The sequence below is a fragment of the Pseudarthrobacter oxydans genome, from assembly GCF_013314975.1.
In the GTDB taxonomy this organism is placed as follows: Bacteria; Actinomycetota; Actinomycetes; order Actinomycetales; family Micrococcaceae; genus Arthrobacter; species Arthrobacter oxydans.
In genome coordinates this window covers 1-20,574 of record NZ_JABTYH010000027.1, presented here as the reverse complement: position 1 = coordinate 20,574, position 20,574 = coordinate 1, and the positions used below count along the sequence as shown (strand labels likewise).

The 20,574-nt window shown below is 68.1% G+C and carries 19 protein-coding genes; 13 read left to right on the top strand and 6 right to left on the bottom strand.

The features are described from left to right. Positions 1 to 50 precede the first annotated feature (50 nt). From HTS88_RS16115 to HTS88_RS16060, 12 genes are all read left to right on the top strand, one after another. Complete coding sequence (locus HTS88_RS16115; RefSeq protein ID WP_217432661.1) at positions 51 to 1,796, top strand: nitrite/sulfite reductase; 1,746 nt, start codon at positions 51 to 53, stop codon at positions 1,794 to 1,796. Positions 1,797 to 1,921: 125 nt separating this feature from the next. After that, complete coding sequence (locus HTS88_RS16110; RefSeq protein ID WP_174180197.1) at positions 1,922 to 2,641, top strand: phosphoadenylyl-sulfate reductase; 720 nt, start codon at positions 1,922 to 1,924, stop codon at positions 2,639 to 2,641. Beyond that, a complete protein-coding gene (gene cysD, locus HTS88_RS16105) occupies positions 2,638 to 3,585 on the top strand; it encodes a sulfate adenylyltransferase subunit CysD (RefSeq protein ID WP_174180110.1) in 948 nt (315 codons plus the stop codon). Before HTS88_RS16110 ends, cysD begins: the two co-directional genes overlap by 4 nt. Further along, the gene (locus tag HTS88_RS16100; RefSeq protein ID WP_174180108.1) at positions 3,585 to 5,006 is read left to right on the top strand and encodes a sulfate adenylyltransferase subunit 1; all 1,422 of its coding nucleotides are present in this window, start codon (positions 3,585 to 3,587) and stop codon (positions 5,004 to 5,006) included. Before cysD ends, HTS88_RS16100 begins: the two co-directional genes overlap by 1 nt. Before the next feature lie 229 nt (positions 5,007 to 5,235). After that, positions 5,236 to 6,015: a hypothetical protein gene (locus HTS88_RS16095; RefSeq protein WP_174180105.1), complete on the top strand. Its 780-nt coding sequence runs from the start codon at positions 5,236 to 5,238 to the stop codon at positions 6,013 to 6,015. 217 nt (positions 6,016 to 6,232) lie between these two features. Continuing rightward, positions 6,233 to 7,399 carry an RtcB family protein gene (locus HTS88_RS16090; protein ID WP_174180103.1) on the top strand — a complete coding sequence of 389 codons (1,167 nt, stop codon included), beginning with the start codon at positions 6,233 to 6,235 and terminating at the stop codon, positions 7,397 to 7,399. 146 nt (positions 7,400 to 7,545) lie between these two features. Then, positions 7,546 to 8,700 carry an ABC transporter substrate-binding protein gene (locus HTS88_RS16085; RefSeq protein ID WP_174180195.1) on the top strand — a complete coding sequence of 385 codons (1,155 nt, stop codon included), beginning with the start codon at positions 7,546 to 7,548 and terminating at the stop codon, positions 8,698 to 8,700. 28 nt (positions 8,701 to 8,728) lie between these two features. Further along, the gene (locus tag HTS88_RS16080) at positions 8,729 to 9,454 is read left to right on the top strand and encodes an ABC transporter ATP-binding protein (RefSeq protein WP_104184437.1); all 726 of its coding nucleotides are present in this window, start codon (positions 8,729 to 8,731) and stop codon (positions 9,452 to 9,454) included. Then, positions 9,444 to 10,391, top strand: a complete 948-nt coding sequence (locus HTS88_RS16075) for an ABC transporter permease (protein ID WP_174180101.1) — start codon at positions 9,444 to 9,446, stop codon at positions 10,389 to 10,391. The genes HTS88_RS16080 and HTS88_RS16075 overlap by 11 nt, the downstream gene beginning before the upstream one ends. 101 nt (positions 10,392 to 10,492) lie before the next feature. Further along, positions 10,493 to 10,942 carry an SRPBCC family protein gene (locus tag HTS88_RS16070; protein ID WP_174180099.1) on the top strand — a complete coding sequence of 150 codons (450 nt, stop codon included), beginning with the start codon at positions 10,493 to 10,495 and terminating at the stop codon, positions 10,940 to 10,942. 181 nt (positions 10,943 to 11,123) lie between these two features. Further along, positions 11,124 to 12,395 (top strand): uroporphyrinogen-III C-methyltransferase, encoded by a 1,272-nt coding sequence (gene cobA, locus HTS88_RS16065; RefSeq protein WP_174180097.1) that lies wholly within the window; start codon positions 11,124 to 11,126, stop codon positions 12,393 to 12,395. Between the two features lie 99 nt (positions 12,396 to 12,494). Beyond that, positions 12,495 to 13,961: an FAD-dependent oxidoreductase gene (locus HTS88_RS16060; RefSeq protein WP_174180095.1), complete on the top strand. Its 1,467-nt coding sequence runs from the start codon at positions 12,495 to 12,497 to the stop codon at positions 13,959 to 13,961. Between the two features lie 131 nt (positions 13,962 to 14,092). Here the strand turns inward: HTS88_RS16060 and HTS88_RS22215 are convergent, their stop codons facing one another. The 3 genes from HTS88_RS22215 to HTS88_RS16045 are packed head-to-tail and all read right to left on the bottom strand — an operon-like array spanning position 14,093 to position 16,504. Then, the gene (locus HTS88_RS22215) at positions 14,093 to 15,352 is read right to left on the bottom strand and encodes an SRPBCC family protein (protein ID WP_246256375.1); all 1,260 of its coding nucleotides are present in this window, start codon (positions 15,350 to 15,352) and stop codon (positions 14,093 to 14,095) included. 30 nt (positions 15,353 to 15,382) lie between these two features. Then, entirely contained in the window at positions 15,383 to 16,210 is an 828-nt protein-coding gene (locus HTS88_RS16050) for a DUF1206 domain-containing protein (RefSeq protein WP_174180093.1), read from the bottom strand. Between the two features lie 3 nt (positions 16,211 to 16,213). Further along, positions 16,214 to 16,504: a hypothetical protein gene (locus tag HTS88_RS16045; RefSeq protein WP_174180091.1), complete on the bottom strand. Its 291-nt coding sequence runs from the start codon at positions 16,502 to 16,504 to the stop codon at positions 16,214 to 16,216. A 154-nt stretch (positions 16,505 to 16,658) separates the two neighbouring features. Here HTS88_RS16045 and HTS88_RS16040 point away from each other — a divergent pair, with 154 nt between their 5' ends. Then, positions 16,659 to 17,195 carry a hypothetical protein gene (locus tag HTS88_RS16040; RefSeq protein ID WP_174180089.1) on the top strand — a complete coding sequence of 179 codons (537 nt, stop codon included), beginning with the start codon at positions 16,659 to 16,661 and terminating at the stop codon, positions 17,193 to 17,195. 98 nt (positions 17,196 to 17,293) lie between these two features. On the opposite strand, the gene HTS88_RS16035 is transcribed toward HTS88_RS16040, so the two are convergent. From HTS88_RS16035 to HTS88_RS16025, 3 genes are all read right to left on the bottom strand, one after another. Continuing rightward, positions 17,294 to 18,526: an AI-2E family transporter gene (locus HTS88_RS16035; RefSeq protein WP_174180087.1), complete on the bottom strand. Its 1,233-nt coding sequence runs from the start codon at positions 18,524 to 18,526 to the stop codon at positions 17,294 to 17,296. Positions 18,527 to 18,643: 117 nt separating this feature from the next. Then, positions 18,644 to 19,324 carry a FadR/GntR family transcriptional regulator gene (locus HTS88_RS16030; protein WP_174180086.1) on the bottom strand — a complete coding sequence of 227 codons (681 nt, stop codon included), beginning with the start codon at positions 19,322 to 19,324 and terminating at the stop codon, positions 18,644 to 18,646. Between the two features lie 5 nt (positions 19,325 to 19,329). Beyond that, on the bottom strand, positions 19,330 to 20,574 hold a 1,245-nt coding region (locus HTS88_RS16025; RefSeq protein WP_246256373.1), incomplete at its 5' end, for an MFS transporter.

Genomic DNA, 20,574 nt, shown 5'->3' with positions numbered 1-20,574 from the left:
GCGTTTCCGGGCCTTTGTGACGCTCTTCGGGCGCGACCTACAGTCGATGCATGACTGATACAGCTCTAGCCGGAGCGTCGGCGGATTCCGCTGCCGCCAAGCGCCCGGCCCGCACATCCCGTCCCGCCGCGAAGCCGCACGGGCAGTGGAAAGTGGACGGCAAAACGCCGCTGAACGCCAACGAAACCTGGAAACAGGAAGACGACGGCCTCAACGTGCGCGAGCGTATCGAGACCATTTACTCCAAGGAAGGCTTCGACGCCATCCCCGGCCAGGACCTGCACGGCCGGTTCCGCTGGTGGGGCCTCTACACCCAGCGCAAGCCCGGGATCGACGGCGGCAAGACGGCCACGCTTGAGCCGCACGAGCTCGAGGACAAGTACTTCATGCTCCGCGTCCGCATCGACGGCGGCGCCCTCACCACCGAACAGCTGCGCGTCATCGGCCAGATCTCCGTGGATTTCGCCCGCGACTCCGCCGACCTGACCGACCGCCAGAACATCCAGCTGCACTGGATCCGCGTGGAGGACATCCCCGAGATCTGGACCCGCCTGGAAGGTGTTGGCCTGTCCACCACCGAGGCCTGCGGCGACGTTCCCCGCGTGATCCTGGGCTCGCCCGTGGCCGGCATCGCCAAGGACGAGATCATCGACCCCACCCCGCTCATCGAGGAGCTGGGGGAGCGGTTCATCGGCAACCCGCTGCTGTCCAACCTGCCGCGCAAGTACAAGACCGCCATCACCGGCCACCCCAGCCAGGACGTGGTCCACGAGATCAACGACTTCGCCCTGGTGGGTGTCCGCCACCCCGAACTCGGCGTCGGCTACGACCTCTGGGCCGGCGGCGCGCTGTCCACCAACCCGATGCTCGGCAAGCGCCTCGGTGCGTTCGTGACGCCGGAGCAGGCCGCCGACGTGTGGCTTGGCGTGACCAGCATCTTCCGCGACTACGGCTACCGGCGCATGCGCACCAAGGCACGCCTGAAGTTCCTGATGGCCGACTGGGGTCCGGAGAAGTTCCGCCAGATCCTCGAGGACGAATACCTCGGCTACAAGCTGGCCGACGGCCCCGCCGCGCCCAAGCCCACCACCCCGGGAGACCACATCGGCGTGCACGAGCAGAAGGACGGCAAGTTCTTCATCGGCGCCACCCCGCTGGCCGGCCGCCTGTCCGGTGCCGCGCTGGTCAAGCTTGCGGACACCCTCGAGGCCCGCGGCTCCTTCCGGCTGCGCACCACCCCGCACCAGAAGCTCGTTGTCCTGGACGTCGAGAAGGACCAGGTGGAGCCCCTCGTGGCGGAGCTGGACGAGCTGGGCCTGTCCGCCCGCCCGTCCGTGTTCCGCCGCGGCACCATCGCCTGCACCGGCATCGAGTACTGCAAGCTGGCCATCGTGGAGACCAAGTACACCGCCGCCACGGCGGTGGCAGAGCTGGAACGCCGCCTGGCCGACCTCACCGACAGCGGCCAGCTGCCCCACGCGCTGTCCCTGCACATCAACGGCTGCCCCAACTCCTGCGCCCGCATCCAGACCGCGGACATCGGCCTCAAGGGCATGATGCTGCCAACGCCCGACGGCGACCCCTCCCCGGGTTTCCAGGTCCACCTGGGCGGCGGGCTGGCTTCGAACGAGCGGGAGGAAGCAGGCCTGGGCCGCACCGTCCGCGGCCTCAAGGTCTACGTCGACGACCTCCCCGATTACGTGGAGCGCGTGGTCCGCACCTTCGTGGCCCAGCGGGCCGAAGGCCAGACCTTCGCCGAGTGGGCCCACGCAGCAGATGAGGAGGCACTCCAGTGAGTCCCCAGCCGCACCCCAACCTCGCAAGCTCGGCCGGGGACCCCGGCGGCCGTGGGCCCAAGCATGCACTTGGTGTAAACCCCGTGGTTGCACCGGCTGAGGCTGCCGCGCAGGTTGAGGAGACGGTGGCAACCGCCGCTCCCAAGCTCCGCTCGCACGACGAGCTCAAGGCCATCGCCGAAGCCGGTGCCGCCGAGCTCGGGTGGGACGCGCCCGCCCGCGATGTCATCGCCTGGGTGGAACGCAACTTCGAGCTGCCCGCCGTTGCCGTCGCCTGCTCCATGGCCGACGCCGTCCTCCCGGCCCTGGTGGCGGACCAGATGCCCGGCGTTGACGTCCTGTTCCTGGAGACCGGCTACCACTTCCCGGAAACCTACGCCACGCGCGACGAAGTGGCCGCGTACCTCCGCGTCAACGTGGTGGACGTGCTCCCCGAGAACACCGTGGAACAGCAGGACCGGCTCCTGGGCAAGGACCTGTTCGCCCGCGACGCCGCCCAGTGCTGCGCCCTCCGCAAGGTGGCCCCGCTGCGCCGCACCCTGTCCGGCTACGAACTGTGGTTCACCGGCGTGCGCCGCGACGAGGCCCCCACCCGCACCAACACCCCGCTGGTCACCTGGGACGAGGCCAACGGCCTGGTCAAGGTCAACCCGGTGGCTGCGTGGACGTTCGACCAGCTGGTCCAGTACTCGGACGACAACCTCCTGCCCGTCAACCCGCTGCTTTCCCAGGGGTACCCCTCCATTGGCTGCCAGCCCTGCACCCGGAAGGTGGCGCCGGGCGACGACCCCCGCGCCGGCCGCTGGGCAGGGACCGACAAGACAGAATGCGGACTACACGTATGAGCACTTACCTAACCGAGGAGACCACCCAGGTGACTGACGCTGCCGTTTCCACGCGCCTGAGCAGCCTGGACACCCTTGAGTCCGAGGCCATCCACATCATCCGCGAGGTTGTTGCCGAGTTCGAAAAGCCCGCCCTGCTGTTCTCCGGCGGCAAGGACTCCGTGGTGATGCTGCACCTGGCCACCAAGGCCTTCTGGCCCGGCAAGGTCCCGTTCCCCGTGCTGCACGTGGACACCGGCCACAACTTCCCCGAGGTCATCGACTTCCGCGACCGCACCGTGGAGCGGCTCGGCCTGAAGCTCGTGGTGGGCTCCGTCCAGGAGTTCATTGACCGCGGCGAGCTCGCCGAGCGCGCCGACGGCACCCGCAACCCGCTGCAGACAGTTCCGCTGCTGGACGCCATCCAGCAGAACAAGTTCGACGCCGTCTTTGGCGGCGGCCGCCGTGACGAGGACAAGGCCCGCGCCAAGGAGCGCATCCTGAGCCTCCGTGACGAGTTCGGCCAGTGGGACCCGCGCAACCAGCGCCCCGAACTGTGGAATCTGTACAACGGCCGCCACACGGTGGGCCAGCACGTCCGTGCGTTCCCCATCAGCAACTGGACCGAGCTGGACATTTGGCGCTACATCGAGCGCGAGAACATCGAGCTGCCCGGCCTGTACTACGCCCACGAGCGCGAGGTCTTTGCCCGCGACGGCATGTGGCGCGCTGTGGGCGAAGTGTCCCAGCCGCTGCCGCACGAGGAAGTCATCACCAAGACCGTCCGCTACCGCACCGTGGGGGACATGTCCTGCACCGGGGCTGTCGAATCCGACGCGTACACGGTGGCCGACGTTGTGGTTGAAGTCGCTGCCTCCACCCTGACCGAACGTGGCGCCACCCGTGCAGATGACCGCATCTCCGAGGCTGCCATGGAAGACCGCAAGAAGGACGGGTATTTCTAATGAGCACCGACACCCTGGCAGTTCAGGGGCTGGAAACGGCCCTGCCAACAACGCTCTTCCGGTTTGCCACCGCGGGATCGGTCGACGACGGCAAGTCCACTTTGGTGGGCCGCCTCCTTCACGATTCCAAGGCCATCCTGGCTGACACGCTCGACGCCGTTGCCCGCACCTCCGCGGACCGCGGCTTCGGCGGGGAAAAGGGCGGCATCGACCTGGCCCTGCTGACCGACGGCCTGCGTGCCGAGCGCGAGCAGGGCATCACCATCGATGTGGCCTACCGCTACTTCGCCACCGACCGCCGCAGCTTCATCCTGGCGGACTGCCCCGGTCACGTTCAGTACACCAAGAACACGGTGACCGGCGCGTCCACCGCGGATGCCGTCGTCGTCCTCATCGACGCCCGCAAGGGCGTGCTGGAGCAGACCCGCCGCCACCTGTCAGTGCTGCAGCTGCTGCGCGTGGCGCACGTGATTGTGGCCGTCAACAAAATCGACCTGGTGGACTTCAGCGAGTCCGTGTTCCGCGACATCGAAGCCGACGTGCAGCAGGTGGGCCGCGAACTCGGTCTGGGCCGTGACGAATTGAATGCAGGCGGAATCACCGATCTGTCCGTCATTCCGGTGTCCGCCCTTGATGGGGACAACGTGGTGGAGCGCTCGGAGCGCACCCCCTGGTACACCGGGCCCGCGCTGCTGGAGGTCCTGGAGACCCTGCCCGCCGCCGATGAACTGGAAAGCCACCTCGAGAGCTTCCGCTTTCCGGTGCAGCTGGTGGTCCGCCCTCAGGGTGCGCTGGCTCCCGACGCCGTGGCAGCCGGACTGGACGTGGAGGCCTACCGCGACTACCGCGCGTACGCCGGCCAGATCACCGAAGGCTCCGTGAAGGTGGGGGACCAGGTATCCGTGCTGACGCCGGGCCAGGCCCCGCGCACCACCACCGTGGTGGGCATCGACTTCGCCGGAAAGTCCCTGGAGGAAGCCGCCGCCCCGCAGTCCGTGGCTGTTCGCCTGGCTGACGAGTTCGACGTCGCCCGTGGTGACACCATCGCCGCCGCCGGCACCGTCCGCGAAGCCACCGCAGACCTGTACGCAGCGCTGTGCTGGCTGTCGCCGAAGCCCCTCCGTGAGGGCCAGAAGGTCCTGGTCAAGCATGGCACCCGCACCGTCCAGGCGCTGGTCCGCAGCGTTTCCGGGAAACTGGACCTGGCATCGTTCAAGCTTGAGGGCGCTTCCAGCCTGGAGCTCAACGACATCGGCCACGCGCAGCTCCGGCTCGCCGCGCCGCTGCCGCTGGAGAACTACCTCCACCACCGCCGCACCGGCGCCTTCCTGGTGATCGACCCGCTGGACGGCAACACCCTCGCCGCCGGACTGGTCAAGGACCACCCGGGCGACCACGAGGACGAGCGCTACAGCATCTGATGCCCCTGACACCGCGGCTTGTTCGCAGATCCTGGCCTTCAAGGTTCGGATCCGCGAACAGGCCGCGGTTTTGTTGTCTCCGGCGGTGAGTACCGGCAACAGCCCTCAGTGCTGCCATGTTCAAATGCAAGTACTCGCTACTCGTGCGGGCCGCTGCACCACCAAGACTTAATGGTCAGCGGGGGCATGAGCTTCCTTTGGATCTGGACGCAACACCTGAGGAGGCATAATGCCGGCCATCAACGAGTGGAAAACCCGGGCGGCTGAGCATCTCCGGCGAGACTCCGAGGACTGGAGGATCGAACCCCGCCAGGCGCGGCTGCTCATCCTGGTCCCGTTCATCATCGCCGTGGTTGCGGCGGCAGCCCTCCCGTTCAAGGACTTCTACCTCTGGCTGGTCAACGAGGATTCGCTGATCGAATGGCTGCAGTTCGCCTGCCTGCTGGCGGCAAGCATCTTCCTGCCCCTCATCACCGTGTACCTGGTCCGCGCCAAACGCTGGGGCATCGCCGCGCTCTATGCGGTCGTCACGCTGGGGGTCTGGTTCCTGACGGGCGAGGAGATCTCCTGGGGCCAGCGCATCTTCGGCTGGGCCACGCCCGAATCCCTGAACGAGGTCAACCGCCAGGGCGAGACCACGGTGCACAACATCCGCGGCGTGCAGGAACTGGTCCCCGCCGCCATGCTCCTCGCGAGCCTCTACGGCGCCTGTGCCCCGCTGGTCTGGGCTGCCGCTGGAAAACGCTGGGAGCAGCTGAAGAACCGGCGCCTGCTGATCCCGCCGCTGTGCCTGGTGCCGGCCTTCCTGCTGGCCGCCGGCTACCGCCTCTTCCGCCTGCTGATCTGGCCGGAGCCCACGTTCGTCATCTCGGAGTATGCAGAGGCGATGGAACTGTCCCTCTACCTGGGGCTGGCGATGTTCTGTTGGTACAACCTGCGACTGCTGCGTGAGCCGCAGCCAGGGCCTGGCCGGAACCAGGCCCGGGGCCTTCACCGCAGGGCTGCGTAGGGTTCAAGGCCGCTCATGGCTCCAGGATGGTCTTGAGTTTCAGCAGGTCCTTGCGGTTTCCCGGCGGATCATCGGTGCCATGAACAGCCCGGCCAGCTTCGAGAACCCTTGGACCCCGTGCCCAGCAATCCGGTGGTCAGGCCCTGCGACCTCTGGATGTTGGCGTACCATGCGGGGGAACCACGTTAGTCTCCAGCCGTCCCATGGGAGGCCCCGCATGGAAGCCATCAACAGCAAGCTGCTGAACTGGGCCTCGATCCTGGATGACAAGACGCGTGAGCAGGCCGTGAAGACCTCGCAGCTGCCGTTCATCTATCCGCACCTGGCCCTGATGCCCGATGCACACCTGGGAAAGGGTGCCACCGTGGGCTCGGTGATCCCCACCCTGAACGCCATCATGCCAGCGGCGGTGGGGGTGGATATCGGCTGCGGCATGATCGCCGTCCGGACCCAGTACTCGCTGGAGGACCTGCCCAAGGACCGGAAGCGGCTGCGCGAGGACATCGAGCGTGCCATCCCGCTGTCCGCCGGCCACAACAACCGGACGGTGCAGGCCACGGCGGAGCCGCGGATTGCCGAGCTGAAGCAGCTGGCCGCGAGAGCCGGCTTCAACCCGGCACAGTACGTGGAGAAGTGGGACCTCCAGCTGGGCTCGCTCGGATCCGGCAACCACTTCATTGAAGTCTGCGCGGACGAGGCCGACGCCGTGTGGCTGTTCCTGCATTCCGGTTCCCGGGGCGTCGGCAACAAGATCGCCCAGCATCACATCGGCGTCGCCCGGCACGTGGTGGCGAAGAAGCAGATCCACCTGCCGGACCCGGACCTCGCCTACCTTGAGGAGGGCACGCCGCAGTTCGACCGGTACATGGCAGAGCTGCACTGGGCCCAGCACTTCGCCCTCCTGAACCGCGAAGAGATGATGGACCGCGTCAGCGCCCAGTTCGGCCGCTGGGCGGGCGGGCCTGTGCAGGAACTCGAGCGGGTCAACTGCCACCACAACTTCACCCGCCAGGAGGTCCACTGCGGCAAGTCCGTCTGGGTGTCCCGCAAGGGCGCCATCAAAGCCGCCCACGGCGATCCCGGACTTATTCCGGGGTCCATGGGGACGTCGTCGTACGTAGTGGAAGGACTCGGCAACGCGGCAGCGCTGAACTCCTCGCCGCACGGGGCAGGCCGGGAGTACTCCCGCAACGCCGCCCGGAAAACCTTCTCCCTCGACGAACTGAAAAAGGCCATGCGGGGGATCGAGTTCAGGGCCTCGGAGGCGTTCATCGACGAGATCCCCGCAGCCTACAAACCCATCGACGTCGTGATGCAGGACGCGGCGGACCTGGTCACCGTCCGGCACAAGCTGCGGCAGCTGGTCAACGTCAAGGGAAACTGAGCCGGGCACGGGCACCGTTCAGGCGAGCCCGGCGAATGGCGTCCGAATATGACGCTAGATGAACCTGCGTGACCCCCCGTTTCCGCGTCATTGAACGGGTTTGGGGCACTCCCTATGGTGAAACAATGACTAGTTCCAAGCCCGGGATGACCCGCATCGTGGCAGGCGAAAGCGCAGTACCCAAGCGCAAGCGTGCCATCGAGGCTGCCCTGGCCATCGGGCTGGTCCTGCTGATCGCCGTCGGCGCCGTGGTGGCCTCCACCGTCTCGCGCAACACGGAGGCGCAGGCCGCTGAACCCACGCCCGCCGCCGAGCTCAAACTGGGATACTTCGGCAACGTCACCCACGCCCCGGCACTGGTGGGCATCAAGCAGGGCTTCCTGGCCGAAGCCCTGGGCAGCACCGCGCTCAGCACCGAGACGTTCAACGCCGGGCCCGCGGCCATCGAGGCCCTGAACGCCGGTGCCATCGACGCCGCCTACATCGGCCCCAACCCGGCCATCAACTCGTTCGTCAAGAGCCAGGGCCAGTCCGTGCGCATCATCGCCGGCGCCGCCGCGGGCGGTGCGCAGCTGGTGGTCAAACCGGAGATCAACTCCGCCGCGGACCTCAAGGGCAGGACCCTCGCCTCCCCGCAGCTCGGCGGCACCCAGGATGTGGCCCTCCGCTCCTGGCTTGCCTCCGAGGGATACCAGACCAACGTTGACGGCAGCGGCGACGTGGCCATCAACCCCACGGAGAACGCGCAGACGCTCAAGCTGTTCCAGGACGGAAAGCTCGACGGCGCCTGGCTGCCTGAGCCATGGGCCTCGCGGCTGGTGCTCCAGGCCGGAGCGAAGGTGCTGGTGGACGAAAAGGACCTCTGGGACGGGACCGGTACCGGCAAGCCCGGCGAGTTCCCCACCACCGTCCTGATCGTGAACCAGAAGTTCGCCGCCGACCACCCGGACACCGTCAAGGCCCTCCTGGCCGGCCACGCGGAGTCAGTGGCCTGGCTGAACGAGGCTCCCGCCGCGGAAAAGGCAGGCGTCATCAACTCGGCACTGCAGGAATCGGCCGGGGCAGCCCTGGCCGACAACGTCCTGGCCCGGTCCCTGGCCAACATCACCTTCACCCTGGACCCGCTGGCCGGAAGCTACCCGCGGCTGCTGGAGGACGGCGTCGAGGCCGGCACCACCAAGCAGGCCGACATCACCGGCCTCTTCGACCTCCGGCCGCTCAACGAGGTTGCCGCCGGCGCAGACCTTGCCGGCGCAGGCACCAGCAGCAAGATTTCAGCAGCCGGCCTCGGCCAGGACTGATCCAACCCACCAACTTAAGGACGGCACCATGCCAGTCGTACTGGAACACCTGGGCAAGCGCTTCGGCGACGGCGCCCCGGTACTGGACGACGTCAACGCCACCATCGGGAAGGGCGAGTTCGTTGCCCTCCTCGGTGCCTCCGGCTGCGGCAAATCCACCCTGCTGAACATCATCGCGGGACTGGAGCCGCCGTCGTCGGGCGCCCTGGAGGTACCCAGCGACGGTGCCGCCTTTATGTTCCAGGACGCCGCGCTCTTCCCCTGGCTCACCGCCCGGGAGAACATCGAACTGGCCTTGAAACTCCGCGGCGTTGGCAAGGCAGACCGTAAGGCCAAGGCCCAGGAGCTGCTGGAGCTGGTGCACCTGGGTGCGGCGGGGGACAAGCGCCCGCACGAGCTCTCCGGCGGCATGCGGCAGCGCGTGTCCCTGGCGAGGTCGCTTGCGCAGGACCGGCAGCTGCTGCTCATGGACGAGCCTTTCGCCGCCCTCGACGCCATCACCCGCGACCTGCTGCACGATGAGCTGGAGCGGATCTGGAAGGAAACCGGCCGCACCATCGTCTTTGTGACCCACAACGTCCGCGAAGCCGTCCGGCTCGGCCAGCGAGTGCTGCTGCTGTCCTCCCGCCCCGGCCGCGTGGTCCAGGAATGGGCCGTCACCGAGGAACACCGCACCGACGCCGGGCTCGCCGGCCAGCTGACCGGGGTCATCACCGCCCGGCTCCGGGAGGAGATCCGCCGCCATGCCAAGTAACCCAACGCCCCTGGCTGAAGCTTCCGCCGACCCCGCCGAACCCCGGCACATCCACGCCGCACTCACCCGCACCTCCACCGGCAACGAGGACCTGCGGGAACTCGAGTCCGGGCTGGACTCCCTGCAGTCAGACGCCGCCCGCAAGAACCGCATCGACTGGAGCCGCATCCTGCTGCCCATCGCCGCCCTGGTGGTGCTGATGCTGGCATGGCAGTTCTACGTCTCGCTCGGCCTGAAACGGCGCGACCTGGTGCCCGGCCCGCTGGATGTCGCAGCGCAGGTGGGCGTCCTCTGGAACGAAGGCAAGCTCCAGGAAGCCGTGTGGACGTCACTGCAGCGCGGGCTGGTGGGCTTTGTCATTTCGGTGGCCATTGCAACCCCGGTTGGCCTCCTGCTGGCACAGGTCGCACCGCTGCGCCGCGCGTTCGGGCCGCTGATTTCCGGCCTCCAGGTCCTGCCCTCCGTTGCCTGGGTCCCGGCGGCCATCATCTGGTTCGGCCTCACCGACGCCACCGTGTATTTCGTGGTGTTCATGGGCGCCATCCCGTCCATCATCAACGGCCTGATCTCCGGCGTGGACCAGATCCCGCCGCAGTACCGGCGCGTGGGCACCGTCCTGGGCGCGTCCCGGCTGGAGATGGCGCTGCAGATCATCCTCCCCGCCGCACTGCCCGGCTACCTGGGCGGCCTGAAGCAGGGCTGGGCCTTCTCCTGGCGGTCCCTCATGGCCGCGGAAATCATCGCCGTGGGCGGCACCATCGGCTTCGGCCTGGGCTCCCTGTTGGACCAGGGCCGGATCCTGTCCGACATGACCGTGGTGATGTCGGCGATCCTGCTGATCCTCGCCGTCGGCATCCTGATCGAACTGCTGGTCTTCGGGCCCATCGAAAAGCGACTCCTCCGCAGCCGCGGGCTCCTGGCCGGCAGCACCCGCTAAGCACCCCCACCTTCCGCACCCCGCAAAGCCCGACGCCGCCTCCCGCCGTCGGGCTTCGCCGTGTCCGCCGACCCACATCAGCAAGGTGGCAGACTGGCCCCATGACCGCCAGTTTTGTGTGCCGCACCGAGAGCTCCCTTCCACCGGAGCGGCTGTTCGACCTGGCCCGGAGCATCGACGTCCACGTGGAGTCCCAGAAGGGCTCGGGGGAGCGGGCGGTGGCCGGGGTGACATCAGGGCTGATCGGCGAAGGGCAGGAAGTCACCTGGCGGGCGCGGCACTTCGGAATTCCACTCACCATGACCAGCCGCGTCACGCAGGTGGACTTCCCCCACAGCTTCACGGACGAGCAGGTCCGCGGCCCCTTCAGGTCCTTCCGCCACGTCCACGAATTCGAGGCCACGCCCGGCGGCTGCATCATGACGGACCGGGTGGAGTTCGCGGCGCCGTTCGGGCTCCTGGGCCGCGCAGCCGGGAAGCTCGTCCTGCGGCCCTACCTGCAGCGGCTCATCCGGGACCGCGGGCGGTTCCTGGCCGGCATCGGCAGCTGAACCGGGGCACATCGGCGCGGGCTCGCCGGGGAACACGGTGCATACGGCCCTGACACCCGCCTGTGTGCCCCAGGACCGCGGGCGACGGCGGTCCCAGGCCTTTGTGACGCAGCGTTACCTTACGTGAACTGGTGTTGCTGCGCCGTTGTTGGCACATGTGAGGCCGCCCTACCGTTGATTCATGGCAATTCAGGATATCTACCCCACGGCGCTGCGCCTCCTTGGCCGCCCCGTGCTGGTGGTGGGCGGCGGCCCTGTTGCAGCCCGCCGCGCCAAGGGGCTGCTCGACGCCGGTGCACGGGTCACCGTCGTGGCTCCTGTTGCCTCCGCAGTGCTCCAGGAACTGGCCGACGCCGGCCTCCTCACCTGGGAGCCGCGCACCTACCTTTCCTCCGACGTCGACGGCGTGTGGTTCGTCCAGACGGCTACCGGCGATTCCGCCGTGGACGCAAAGGTATCGGCCGACGCCGAGGCGCAGCGCGTCTGGTGCGTCAACGCCTCCGACCACGAAGCCTCCGCAGCCTGGACCCCGGCTGTTGCCGAAGTGGACGACGTCAAGATCGCCGTGAACGCCGGGGGAGACCCGCGCCGCGCCATGGCCGTCCGCGACGCCGTTGCCACCGCACTCGAAACGGGCGACCTTCCGCTGCGCCGCCGCCGGGCCCACCGCGGTTCCGTGGCGCTGGTGGGCGGCGGACCCGGCGACACCGGGCTGATCACCGTCCGCGGCCGACGCCTCCTGGGCCAGGCCGACGTTGTGGTGGCAGACCGCCTGGGCCCCCGCGAACTCCTCAACGAACTGGCACCCGACGTCCGCATCATCGAGGTGGGCAAGACCCCCGGCCACCACCCCGTGCCGCAGGCCGGGATCAACCGGATCCTGGTCGAGGAGGCCCTCAAAGGCCACCGCGTGGTCCGGCTGAAGGGCGGGGATCCCTATGTCCTGGGCCGCGGCGGCGAAGAGGCCGAATACTGCCGGCAGCACGGCGTCGAGGTCGAAGTGGTCTCCGGTGTCACATCCGCAATCTCCGTCCCGGCGGCCGCCGGAATCCCTGTCACGCACCGGGGCCTCGCCAAGGGCTTCAGCGTGGTGACCGGACACGAGGAGCTCTCCGAGGTTCCCGCCCGGGCCGACCACACCATCGTCCTGCTGATGGGCGTGGGCCAGCTGCGCGAATCCGCGTCCGCCCTGGGCAAAGCCGGCCTGCCAGCGGGGACGCCAGTTGGTATCGTGGAAAACGGCTATTTGCCGGACCAGCGCGTGACCATTGGCACTCTTGGTTCCATTGCGGACCAGGCGGAAGCCGCCGGCGTCGCAAATCCCGCAGTCATTGTCATCGGTGACGTTGTGCGCGTGAGCCCCTTCGCGCCGTCGCACTTCAAAACCGCTGACTACAGCACCACCACCCCGAACAAGCCCCGCACCAGCAAGCCCCGAGTCCTCACCACCTAGCCACCACCCAACTAGGTAGCAGCAGATGTCGTTATGAGCCCTCAAAACGACATCAACTGCTACTTAGTTGGGCCGGACCGAACAAAAAGGAACACAGCCGTGTCATCAAGCACCACCGTAGGTTCTGCCGATCGTCCGCTGCGCGTCGCCGTCGTGGGCTCCGGCCCGGCAGGCGTCTACGCCGCCGACATCCTCACCAAGAGCGAAGCCGTCAAGAGCGGCGAGCTGACCGTGAGCATCGACCTCTTTGACCGCTACCCGGCACCCTATGGCCTGATCCGCTACGGCGTGGCCCCGGACCACCCCCGCATCAAGGGCATCGTCAACGCCCTGCACAAGGTCCTGGACCGCGGCGACATCCGGTTCTTCGGCAACGTGGACTACGGCACCGACCTCACGATCGAGGACCTCCGCACCCACTACGACGCCGTCATCTTCGCCACCGGCGCCATCAAGGACGCGGACCTGAACATTCCCGGCATCGAGCTGGAAGGCTCCTTCGGCGGCGCAGACTTCGTCTCCTGGTACGACGGCCACCCGGACGTGCCGCGCGAATGGCCGCTGGACGCCAAGGAAATCGCCGTAATCGGCAACGGCAACGTGGCCCTGGACGTGGCCCGCGTCCTCTCCAAGCACGCCGACGACCTGCTGGTCTCCGAAATCCCGGACAACGTCTACGCCGGCCTGAAGGCTTCCCCGGTCACGGACGTGCATGTGTTCGGCCGCCGCGGCCCTGCCCAGGTGAAGTTCACCCCGCTGGAGCTGCGCGAGCTGTCCCACTCCAAGGACGTGGACATCATCCTGTACCCGGAGGACTTCGAGTTCGACGAGGAATCGGACCGGCAGATCCAGAGCAACAACCAGACCAAGACCATGGTGGGCACGCTCACCAACTGGATCGCCGAGCAGCCCGAGGACGTCTCCGAGCTGAAGGCTTCCCGCCGCCTGCACCTGCACTTCCTGCACAGCCCGGTGGAGATCTACGACGACGCCGAGACCCCGGGCAAGGTGGCCGGCATGCGGTTTGAGCGCACCGAGCTGGACGGCACGGGCAACGCCCGCGGCACCGGCGAGTTCGTGGACTACCCGGTCCAGGCCGTCTACCGCGCCATTGGCTACTTCGGTTCCGCCCTGCCGGAGATCGAGTTCGACCACACCAAGGGAGTCATCCCGAACGACGGCGGCCGCGTCCTGGACGCTGCCGGCACCCACGTGCCGGGCATCTACGCCACCGGCTGGATCAAGCGCGGCCCCGTGGGCCTGATCGGCCACACCAAGGGCGACGCCCTCGAGACGGTCACCTACCTGCTGGAGGACCGCGAAAACCTGCCCGTTGCCGCTGTTCCCGAAGCCGATGCCGTGGTTGAACTCCTCGACGCCCGCGGCGTGCAGTTCACCAGCTGGGAAGGCTGGCTGGCGCTGGACGCGCACGAACTGGCCCTCGGCGCAGCCGCCACCGAGGCCGGCGGCTCGCACGGTGTTGAGGTCAAGCGTGAGCGCATCAAGGTGGTGCCGCGCGAGGACATGGTGAACATCTCCCGCGACGGCGTGGCCGCGCAGGTCTAGGCAGTTTCACCACCCCGGGGCCCTGCGTGCCGGTCCTTTGATGGACCGGCACGCAGGGCCCCGGGTGCTTTAAAGCTGGGTGCTTTAAAGCTGGGTGCTTTAACGCCGGGGAGTGCTTTAACCCTGCCCGGCTATTTCCCGGCCCCGCCTGCTGCCATCAGCTCCAGCCGCCGTAGGGTTTCCCGGTTCCGGACAGCGATCAGGGGGTCGCGCAGGAACTTGGGCATCAGCTTTCCCGGACCGCGGACGGCGTCCTCCGATATGGTGACCTGGCATTGCCCGCCACGGTCCTCCAGCGTGATGACGACCTTCGCTTCGCCCATGGGCCAGCCCCGGGCGACCACCTCCAGCCGGCGGCCCGGCTCGACGGCGGTCACCTGGGAGCTGTCGTCGATCACCAGCGGCCAGCCGCCCACGGAATGGTGGAGGCGTGCGCCTGCTTCCGGCCACCGGTCGTCCACGGCACGGATCCGGGAGGTGCCCACCACCCAGCCGGAGTAGAGCCAGCCAGCGGCGATGACCCTCCACACATCGGCGGCGGGGGAGTTGAACAGCTGGGACACGGTGGACATGGTGTTCCTTTCTGTGGCGGCGGATAGTGTGCTTGTCCCGCCCGGCGTATGGCCTGCGGGTGCGGATGATGCCAGTGCGGAAGGTGCGACGGCGGGAGGTGCCGGCCGCTGCGCCGCCCGGTAGGAGTGTTCCCTCAGGCGGCGGGTCCAGGCGTAGGTCTGGGCTCCCGGCGGCTGGTTCTCGAGGGGATTGAAGCGCAGGGGAGTATCCGCCGGTTCCGGTTCTGCCCTCAGGCGGAGTTCACCGCATTCGCGCCACGGCCCCGTGGGTTTGGCCCAATAGAGGTGCAGCACCCATTCCCCGGATGCCAGCGGCCCGTCAGGGAGCCCGCTGGTCCGGAGCCCCAGCAGCACCGGCCCTTTGCTGCCCCGGTACGGCATGAGTGTTGTGAACGTGGCGCCGGCAACGTCCAGTTTCGGCTGGAGCAGGAACCTGCCGGGAAGCCGCCAGCCCGTGGTGGCGAAGAGTACGTCCGTGATGCCGCCCGGGGATGGCGTGACGCGGAGGGCCAGGCCCAGGATGTCCGGAAGCTGCTGCGGCAGCCCCAGGGATCGGGAGAACCGGGCCCTGACGGAGTCGACGCCGGGCGTATCGAGCCACTCCAGCCCGCTCGTTGCCCCGGTGCTGCCGGTCCTGGCCAGGTGTCCTGCCAGCCCGATGCCCTCCGGGTGGATGGGCCGGTCCGGCCGGGCCAGCTTTAGCACCCGGAACATGCCGGCGAAGGCGCGGCCGGCCGCCTCCGTGACGGCAGGGGTTGCATCTCCCGCTCCGGCACCGTGGCCGCCGGGGGTCTGGTCTTTCGCTGCGGAGTGCGTCATGGTTCCTTCGTACCCTGAAACAGGCCGGAACTACATTCGGCCGAACCGGGACCGGACCAGGGCGAAGATTCCGTAGGCGATGAATCCGGCGCCGATGGCCACCAGCAGGGTCGGGCCGAACGGGTGGTCCCGCAAAGCCTTGAGGCTGCCGTCCAGCCCGGTGGACTCCTGGGCGTTGTGCTTGGCGGCGGCGATCACGAAGAGCAGCCCGGTGAGGAACAGCGCTATCCCTTTGGCTATATGGCCGGCAACGCCCAGCGAGTCGATCAGCCTGCCGCGCCGTGTGCCGTCAAAGTGGAAGAGCTCTTCCTTGAATCCGCGCCGGACCCCCTTGACCACGAAGTAGATCCCGATGCCGATGATCGTCAGGCCCAAGGCCACGAGTGTCCAGAGCCCCACCGGCGTCGCCATCAACGTGGCGCTGAAATCACGGGTGCTTTCGCTGGAGTCCCCGCCCATCCCCACGGCGAAGCCCGCGAAGCTGAGCCCCACGCTGGTGTACGCGATGGCCAGGAAGCCCGAGGAGACCAGCTTGGAGAGCCGCTCCTTCCGCGGCAGGGGGCGTGCCCGCAGCGTTGCCTCGCTCGCCTGCCACAACCCCAGGCCGAAGCATGCCAGCACGCAGGACCACATGACGGCCGGGCCCCACGGGTTCGCGGCCAGCTGCTCGATGGCGCCCGTAGGTTCCGCTTCCCCGGGCTGTCCAAACGCCACGGCGATGGCGATGGCGCCGATAATCACGTGCAGCAGGGCCATGACGGCGAAGCCGGCCCGGGCCAGGACGTCCAGGGCGGGGTGGTTGGAGGCCTGCTCGACGGCGTCGGCGGCCTGGCTGATGGTGGAATCCCCGTCCGACATGCGTCAGCCGTTCATCGGCCCTTCGGCACGCAGCTTCTCAGCACCCGGCCCCTCCACGTGCACGGTGCAGCGGACCACAAGCTTGCCCGGGGCGTTGTCCAGCTCCACGAGGGAGTCGTCGGCACTGAGGACCGTAAACACCTGGGAGTCGGCCACGACGGAAACCCCTTTGGCCTTTGCGGTCTCCCGGGCATTGGCCAGGGCCTCGTCCTGCAGGTTTCCTACGTATGCGTCCTCTTGTTCCCGCGCCGGATCACCAAATGCCCAGCCGAACAGCGTCCCTGTGTTTCCCATGGCCACGATATTACGCGTTCCGCCCGGAGAAGACGGGCTTTCGTAACATTAGTAAGTGTGCTTACCATGGGCGGACCATGACCTTGATGGGACACGGCACGTGAAGTCCGCAGGCGCGGCATCTTAACCAGCTCAACGACAGGAAATGCACACCATGGCAGGAAATCTTATTGCCCGTTCAGTCCACGACCTCACGGCAGCAGCGTGGTTCGGCGGTTCCCTCATGGGCGCCATCGGCTTGAACGGTGCGGCAGCGGAGGCCAAGGACCCGTCCGAGCGGACGCGGCTCTCCAGCGCCGGCTGGATGAAGTGGGCGCCGTTCCAGACGGCGGCATTCGCCTCCCACCTGGTGGCGGACCTCGCCATTGCCTGGGAGAACAAGGGGCGCATTGCCAAGCAGGAAGGCGTCGCCAGGGACACGGTCATCAAGACCGCGGTCACCGTGGTGGGCGCGGCGGTGACCCTGTACTCCGGCCTCCTGGGCAAGAAGGTGGAGAAGCTGGCCGGTGAAGGCGCCGAGGGTGCCACTGAGCCCCGTCCGGACGCCTCCGACGAGCTGAAGGCCGCCCAGCAGCAGCTGAAGATGCTGCAGTGGGCCATCCCGGCCTTCGCTGGCGCCGTGATCGTCCTTGGCGCCAAGCACGGCGAGATGCAGCGGCCCAAGAACGTGTTCGCGGGCCTCCGCTCCTAGCGAGGCGGGGCTGTCCCGCAGCTCAGGCAGTAAACGCACGACGACGGTCCGGCACCCAGGTGCCCGACCGTCGTCGTGTCCTGTTTTTGTCCAAGGGGTTAGATCGGGTTGGTGCCGGCCGGCGGGAGGTCCGGGTTCATGTCCTCCAGGTGTGGGTCTTCAGCCGTCCAGACCTGGATGATGGCCCAGGCGACGGCCGCCAGCGGGACGGACAGGACCGCGCCGACGATGCCCGCCAGGATGGTGCCGGCCGTCAGGGCCATCAGGATCACCAGTGCGTGGAGCTGCAGCGACTTGCCCATGACCACCGGCTGCAGGAGGTCGCCCTCCAGCTGGTTGACCGCAATCACCACGGCCACCACGATCAGGGCAACCACCGGCCCGTTCGCCACCAGGGCCACGAGCGCGGCGAGGATTCCGGCCACCGTTGCACCCACCAGCGGAATGAAGGCGCCGAGGAAAACGATGATGGCCAGCGGGAAGGCCAGCGGCACCTGCATGATCAGCAGTGCCGCGCCAATGGCCACGGTGTCCACCAGGGCCACGATGGCGGTGCCGCGGACGTAGCCGCCGAGAACCTCAAGGGTCCGGCTGCCCACCCGGCGCAGCTTCGCCTCCCGGGCACCGCTGAAGGGGCGGAGGAAGAAGTTCCAGATCTTGGCCCCGTCCTTGAGGAAGAAGAACAGGATGATGACCATGAGGCTGGCGCCGGCAATGAACTCGGTGACCATCGAGAGCCCGGTGATGGCGCCGGAACGCACCTGGCTGCTGGTGGCAAAGTCGATGATTCCCTGCCGGGCCTGGTTGAGCTGCTCCTGATCGATGGGAACCGGGCCGGTCAGCAGGAACTGCTCCAGCTCGTCCAGACCTGAGGAGGCCTGCTGGGCCAGTTCACCCCATTGGCTGCGGACTGAGAAATAGATCACTGTGCCAACACCGCCAAGGAGCAGCAGCAGCCCAATGAACGCGATGCCCGTGGCCAGTCCGCCGCGCATTCCCCGGCGCCGGAGCATGTTCACGAACGGGCCGATCGCGGCGGCCAGGATCAGCGCTATCAGGATGGGGATCACCAGGAGCTTGATCTGCATCAGCGCATAGACGGACACCACCGCCACGGTGAGGATCAGCAGTATCTGGGCGGACCGGATGCCCACGCGGCCCAGGCCGTCACCCCACAGCTGGGAGGGGGACTTGATGTCCCGGGGAACCCTGGCGGCCCGCCGCTGCGCGTGCGGCGCCGCTGGCAAGTCCGTCCCGGTTGAAGCCGTCCCTGCCGGCTGCGCAGGCTCTTTGCCCAGCTCGTGGCCGGTCAGGCGTGATGATCGCGCCATGGAAACTCCTCGTCGTCAGCGGTGCCTGCCCCGCCGTGGTGGGAGGCGGACAGGACTACCTTCCTCAGATAGTAAGCATACTGACCGATTAAGCGGTGAAGAAACCCCACGGCCGCACTATCCTGCCAGCCACTCCGCGCAGGAGTTCAGGTTCCGGTCAACGGTGGCGACGGCGGCGTCCTCGTCCCGCGCTTCGATGGCCACCACCAGCAGGTCGTGGCCTTCGTGCGGGCGGCCGTCGAAGCCGGGCCGGCGCTGCTGCTTGAGGAGGTCCTGGTGGAAGGCGCTGCCGAAACTGAGGTACAGCTCGTGCAGCAGGGGATTCCCGGAGGCTTGTGCCACCCGTTCGTGGAAGCCCCAGTCCGCCCGCGCCCACGCCTCATAGTCTCCCCGTGTCCAGGCCTGGTCCCGGGCGGTGAGCAGGGCACGCAGGGCCGTGACGTCGTCGGCCGTGGCATGGCGGGCCGCCAGGCGGGCAGCCTGGGTGTCCAGGCCCAGCCGGACTTCCAGGATGTGCTGCTCGGTGTGGTCCTGGTACATGCGCCGGGCGGCGCCGGACAGTTCGCTGGTGGCGCGGACATAGGTGCCGTCGCCGCGCCGCACCTCCAGCATGCCGCTGTGGGCAAGGGCCTTGATGCCCTCGCGGAGGGTGCCGCGCGAGACCCCCAGGCCGGCCATCAGCTCCGGTTCGGACGGGATGCGCTGGTGGAGGGGCCATTCGCCGGACTGCACCATGGCGCGCAGTTTGGCAGTGACCTCGTCGGCCAGCGGCGGGCGGGCGGAAGGACTCAGTGCCATGGCTGCTACTTCCTTCCCACGGCGTTGGTCATGGCCTTGCCCGTGATCAGGTGCGCCACCACGATCTGGGCCAGCGCCAGGGCAAGGAGGAGCAGGAGGGGAAGGGTCCACCCGCCGGTGGCACTGTGCAACAGCCCCATGCCGAATGGCCCCAGGGTGGCCACCAGATAGCCCGTGGACTGCGCCAGCGTTGACAGCGCCGTGGTTTCGGCGGTGCTCGCCCCGCTGCGGCTGATCATCACCATCACCAGCGGGAAGATCCCCAGGCCAAACCCGAGCAGGGCGGCAGGCACGGCGGCCAGCCCCACCGGCAGGACCAGCAGCGATACCAGCCCGGCAACCATGGTGACGCTAACCAGGTAGAACGCCGGCCGCAGCATCCGCGGACGGGAACCGATGGCGATCAGCACCATGCCGGCCGGGACGGAGACAAGCTGCATCAGCCCGAACATCAGTCCGCTGTCCGCGGCGCTCAGGCCCATGGTGGTCAGCATGTACGGGAACCAGCTCAGCAGGGCGTAGGCGAGCAGGGCCTGGAGCGTGAAGATCGCGGTGAGGAGCAGCCCCTTGCGGGTCCGCAGCAGCGGCCAGGGGGAGATCCGCCCTCCGGCCGCCCGGGGACTGTGCCGGTGCGCATGCAGCGCCACGGGAAGGAAGCCCAGGAATGCCGCCACGGCAGTGATGCCAATGGCGCCGACGGCGGCCGAAGGCGAGCCGAGTGCCTGCGCCAGCGGCACCACCGCGACGGCGGTGACGGTGGCCCCCGTGGTCATGGTCACCGTGTAGACGGCGGTCATCAGGGACGTCCGGTGGGCAAAGTGTTCGCGGATGAAGGAGGGCATGGCCACGTTGCACACCGCCAGGCCGGACATGCCCAGGACACTTCCGGCCACCAGCATGCCGGTGGCGGGGATGCCGCGCAGGAGGAGTCCGCCCGCCAGCATGGACAGGGCCACAAGGATCGCCTTCTCCACGCCCAGCCGGCCCGTCAGCCAGGACGTGCCCGCCCCTGCCAGCGCGAAGCACAGCGTGGGAATGGACGGGATGATGGCCGCCACCAGCGCGCCGTAGCCCAGCACCAACTGAAGGTCGTGCAGCAGTGCCGACGCGCCGGTGATGCCCGCCCGCAGGTTCAGTCCGATGAGCACCAGGGCTATGACACCGAACACGACGGCGGACCGGGGCTTGGCCTGGCCCGTCGCGGTTGCTGGGGCCGCTGCCCTTCCCGATGTCGGCGCCGAAGGGTGATC

What these genes read in the sequence shown, in the direction of transcription:
- HTS88_RS16085 (WP_174180195.1), top strand. Translation starts at nt 7,546, where the DNA reads ATGACCCGCATCGTGGCAGGCGAAAGCGCAGTACCCAAGCGCAAGCGT.
- HTS88_RS16080 (WP_104184437.1), top strand. Translation starts at nt 8,729, where the DNA reads ATGCCAGTCGTACTGGAACACCTGGGCAAGCGCTTCGGCGACGGCGCC.
- HTS88_RS16035 (WP_174180087.1), bottom strand. Translation starts at nt 18,526, where the DNA reads ATGGCGCGATCATCACGCCTGACCGGCCACGAGCTGGGCAAAGAGCCT.
- HTS88_RS16095 (WP_174180105.1), top strand. Translation starts at nt 5,236, where the DNA reads ATGCCGGCCATCAACGAGTGGAAAACCCGGGCGGCTGAGCATCTCCGG.
- HTS88_RS16100 (WP_174180108.1), top strand. Translation starts at nt 3,585, where the DNA reads ATGAGCACCGACACCCTGGCAGTTCAGGGGCTGGAAACGGCCCTGCCA.
- HTS88_RS22215 (WP_246256375.1), bottom strand. Translation starts at nt 15,352, where the DNA reads ATGACGCACTCCGCAGCGAAAGACCAGACCCCCGGCGGCCACGGTGCC.
- HTS88_RS16050 (WP_174180093.1), bottom strand. Translation starts at nt 16,210, where the DNA reads ATGTCGGACGGGGATTCCACCATCAGCCAGGCCGCCGACGCCGTCGAG.
- cobA (WP_174180097.1), top strand. Translation starts at nt 11,124, where the DNA reads ATGGCAATTCAGGATATCTACCCCACGGCGCTGCGCCTCCTTGGCCGC.
- HTS88_RS16115 (WP_217432661.1), top strand. Translation starts at nt 51, where the DNA reads ATGACTGATACAGCTCTAGCCGGAGCGTCGGCGGATTCCGCTGCCGCC.
- HTS88_RS16070 (WP_174180099.1), top strand. Translation starts at nt 10,493, where the DNA reads ATGACCGCCAGTTTTGTGTGCCGCACCGAGAGCTCCCTTCCACCGGAG.
- HTS88_RS16090 (WP_174180103.1), top strand. Translation starts at nt 6,233, where the DNA reads ATGGAAGCCATCAACAGCAAGCTGCTGAACTGGGCCTCGATCCTGGAT.
- HTS88_RS16040 (WP_174180089.1), top strand. Translation starts at nt 16,659, where the DNA reads ATGGCAGGAAATCTTATTGCCCGTTCAGTCCACGACCTCACGGCAGCA.
- cysD (WP_174180110.1), top strand. Translation starts at nt 2,638, where the DNA reads ATGAGCACTTACCTAACCGAGGAGACCACCCAGGTGACTGACGCTGCC.
- HTS88_RS16030 (WP_174180086.1), bottom strand. Translation starts at nt 19,324, where the DNA reads ATGGCACTGAGTCCTTCCGCCCGCCCGCCGCTGGCCGACGAGGTCACT.
- HTS88_RS16045 (WP_174180091.1), bottom strand. Translation starts at nt 16,504, where the DNA reads ATGGGAAACACAGGGACGCTGTTCGGCTGGGCATTTGGTGATCCGGCG.
- HTS88_RS16075 (WP_174180101.1), top strand. Translation starts at nt 9,444, where the DNA reads ATGCCAAGTAACCCAACGCCCCTGGCTGAAGCTTCCGCCGACCCCGCC.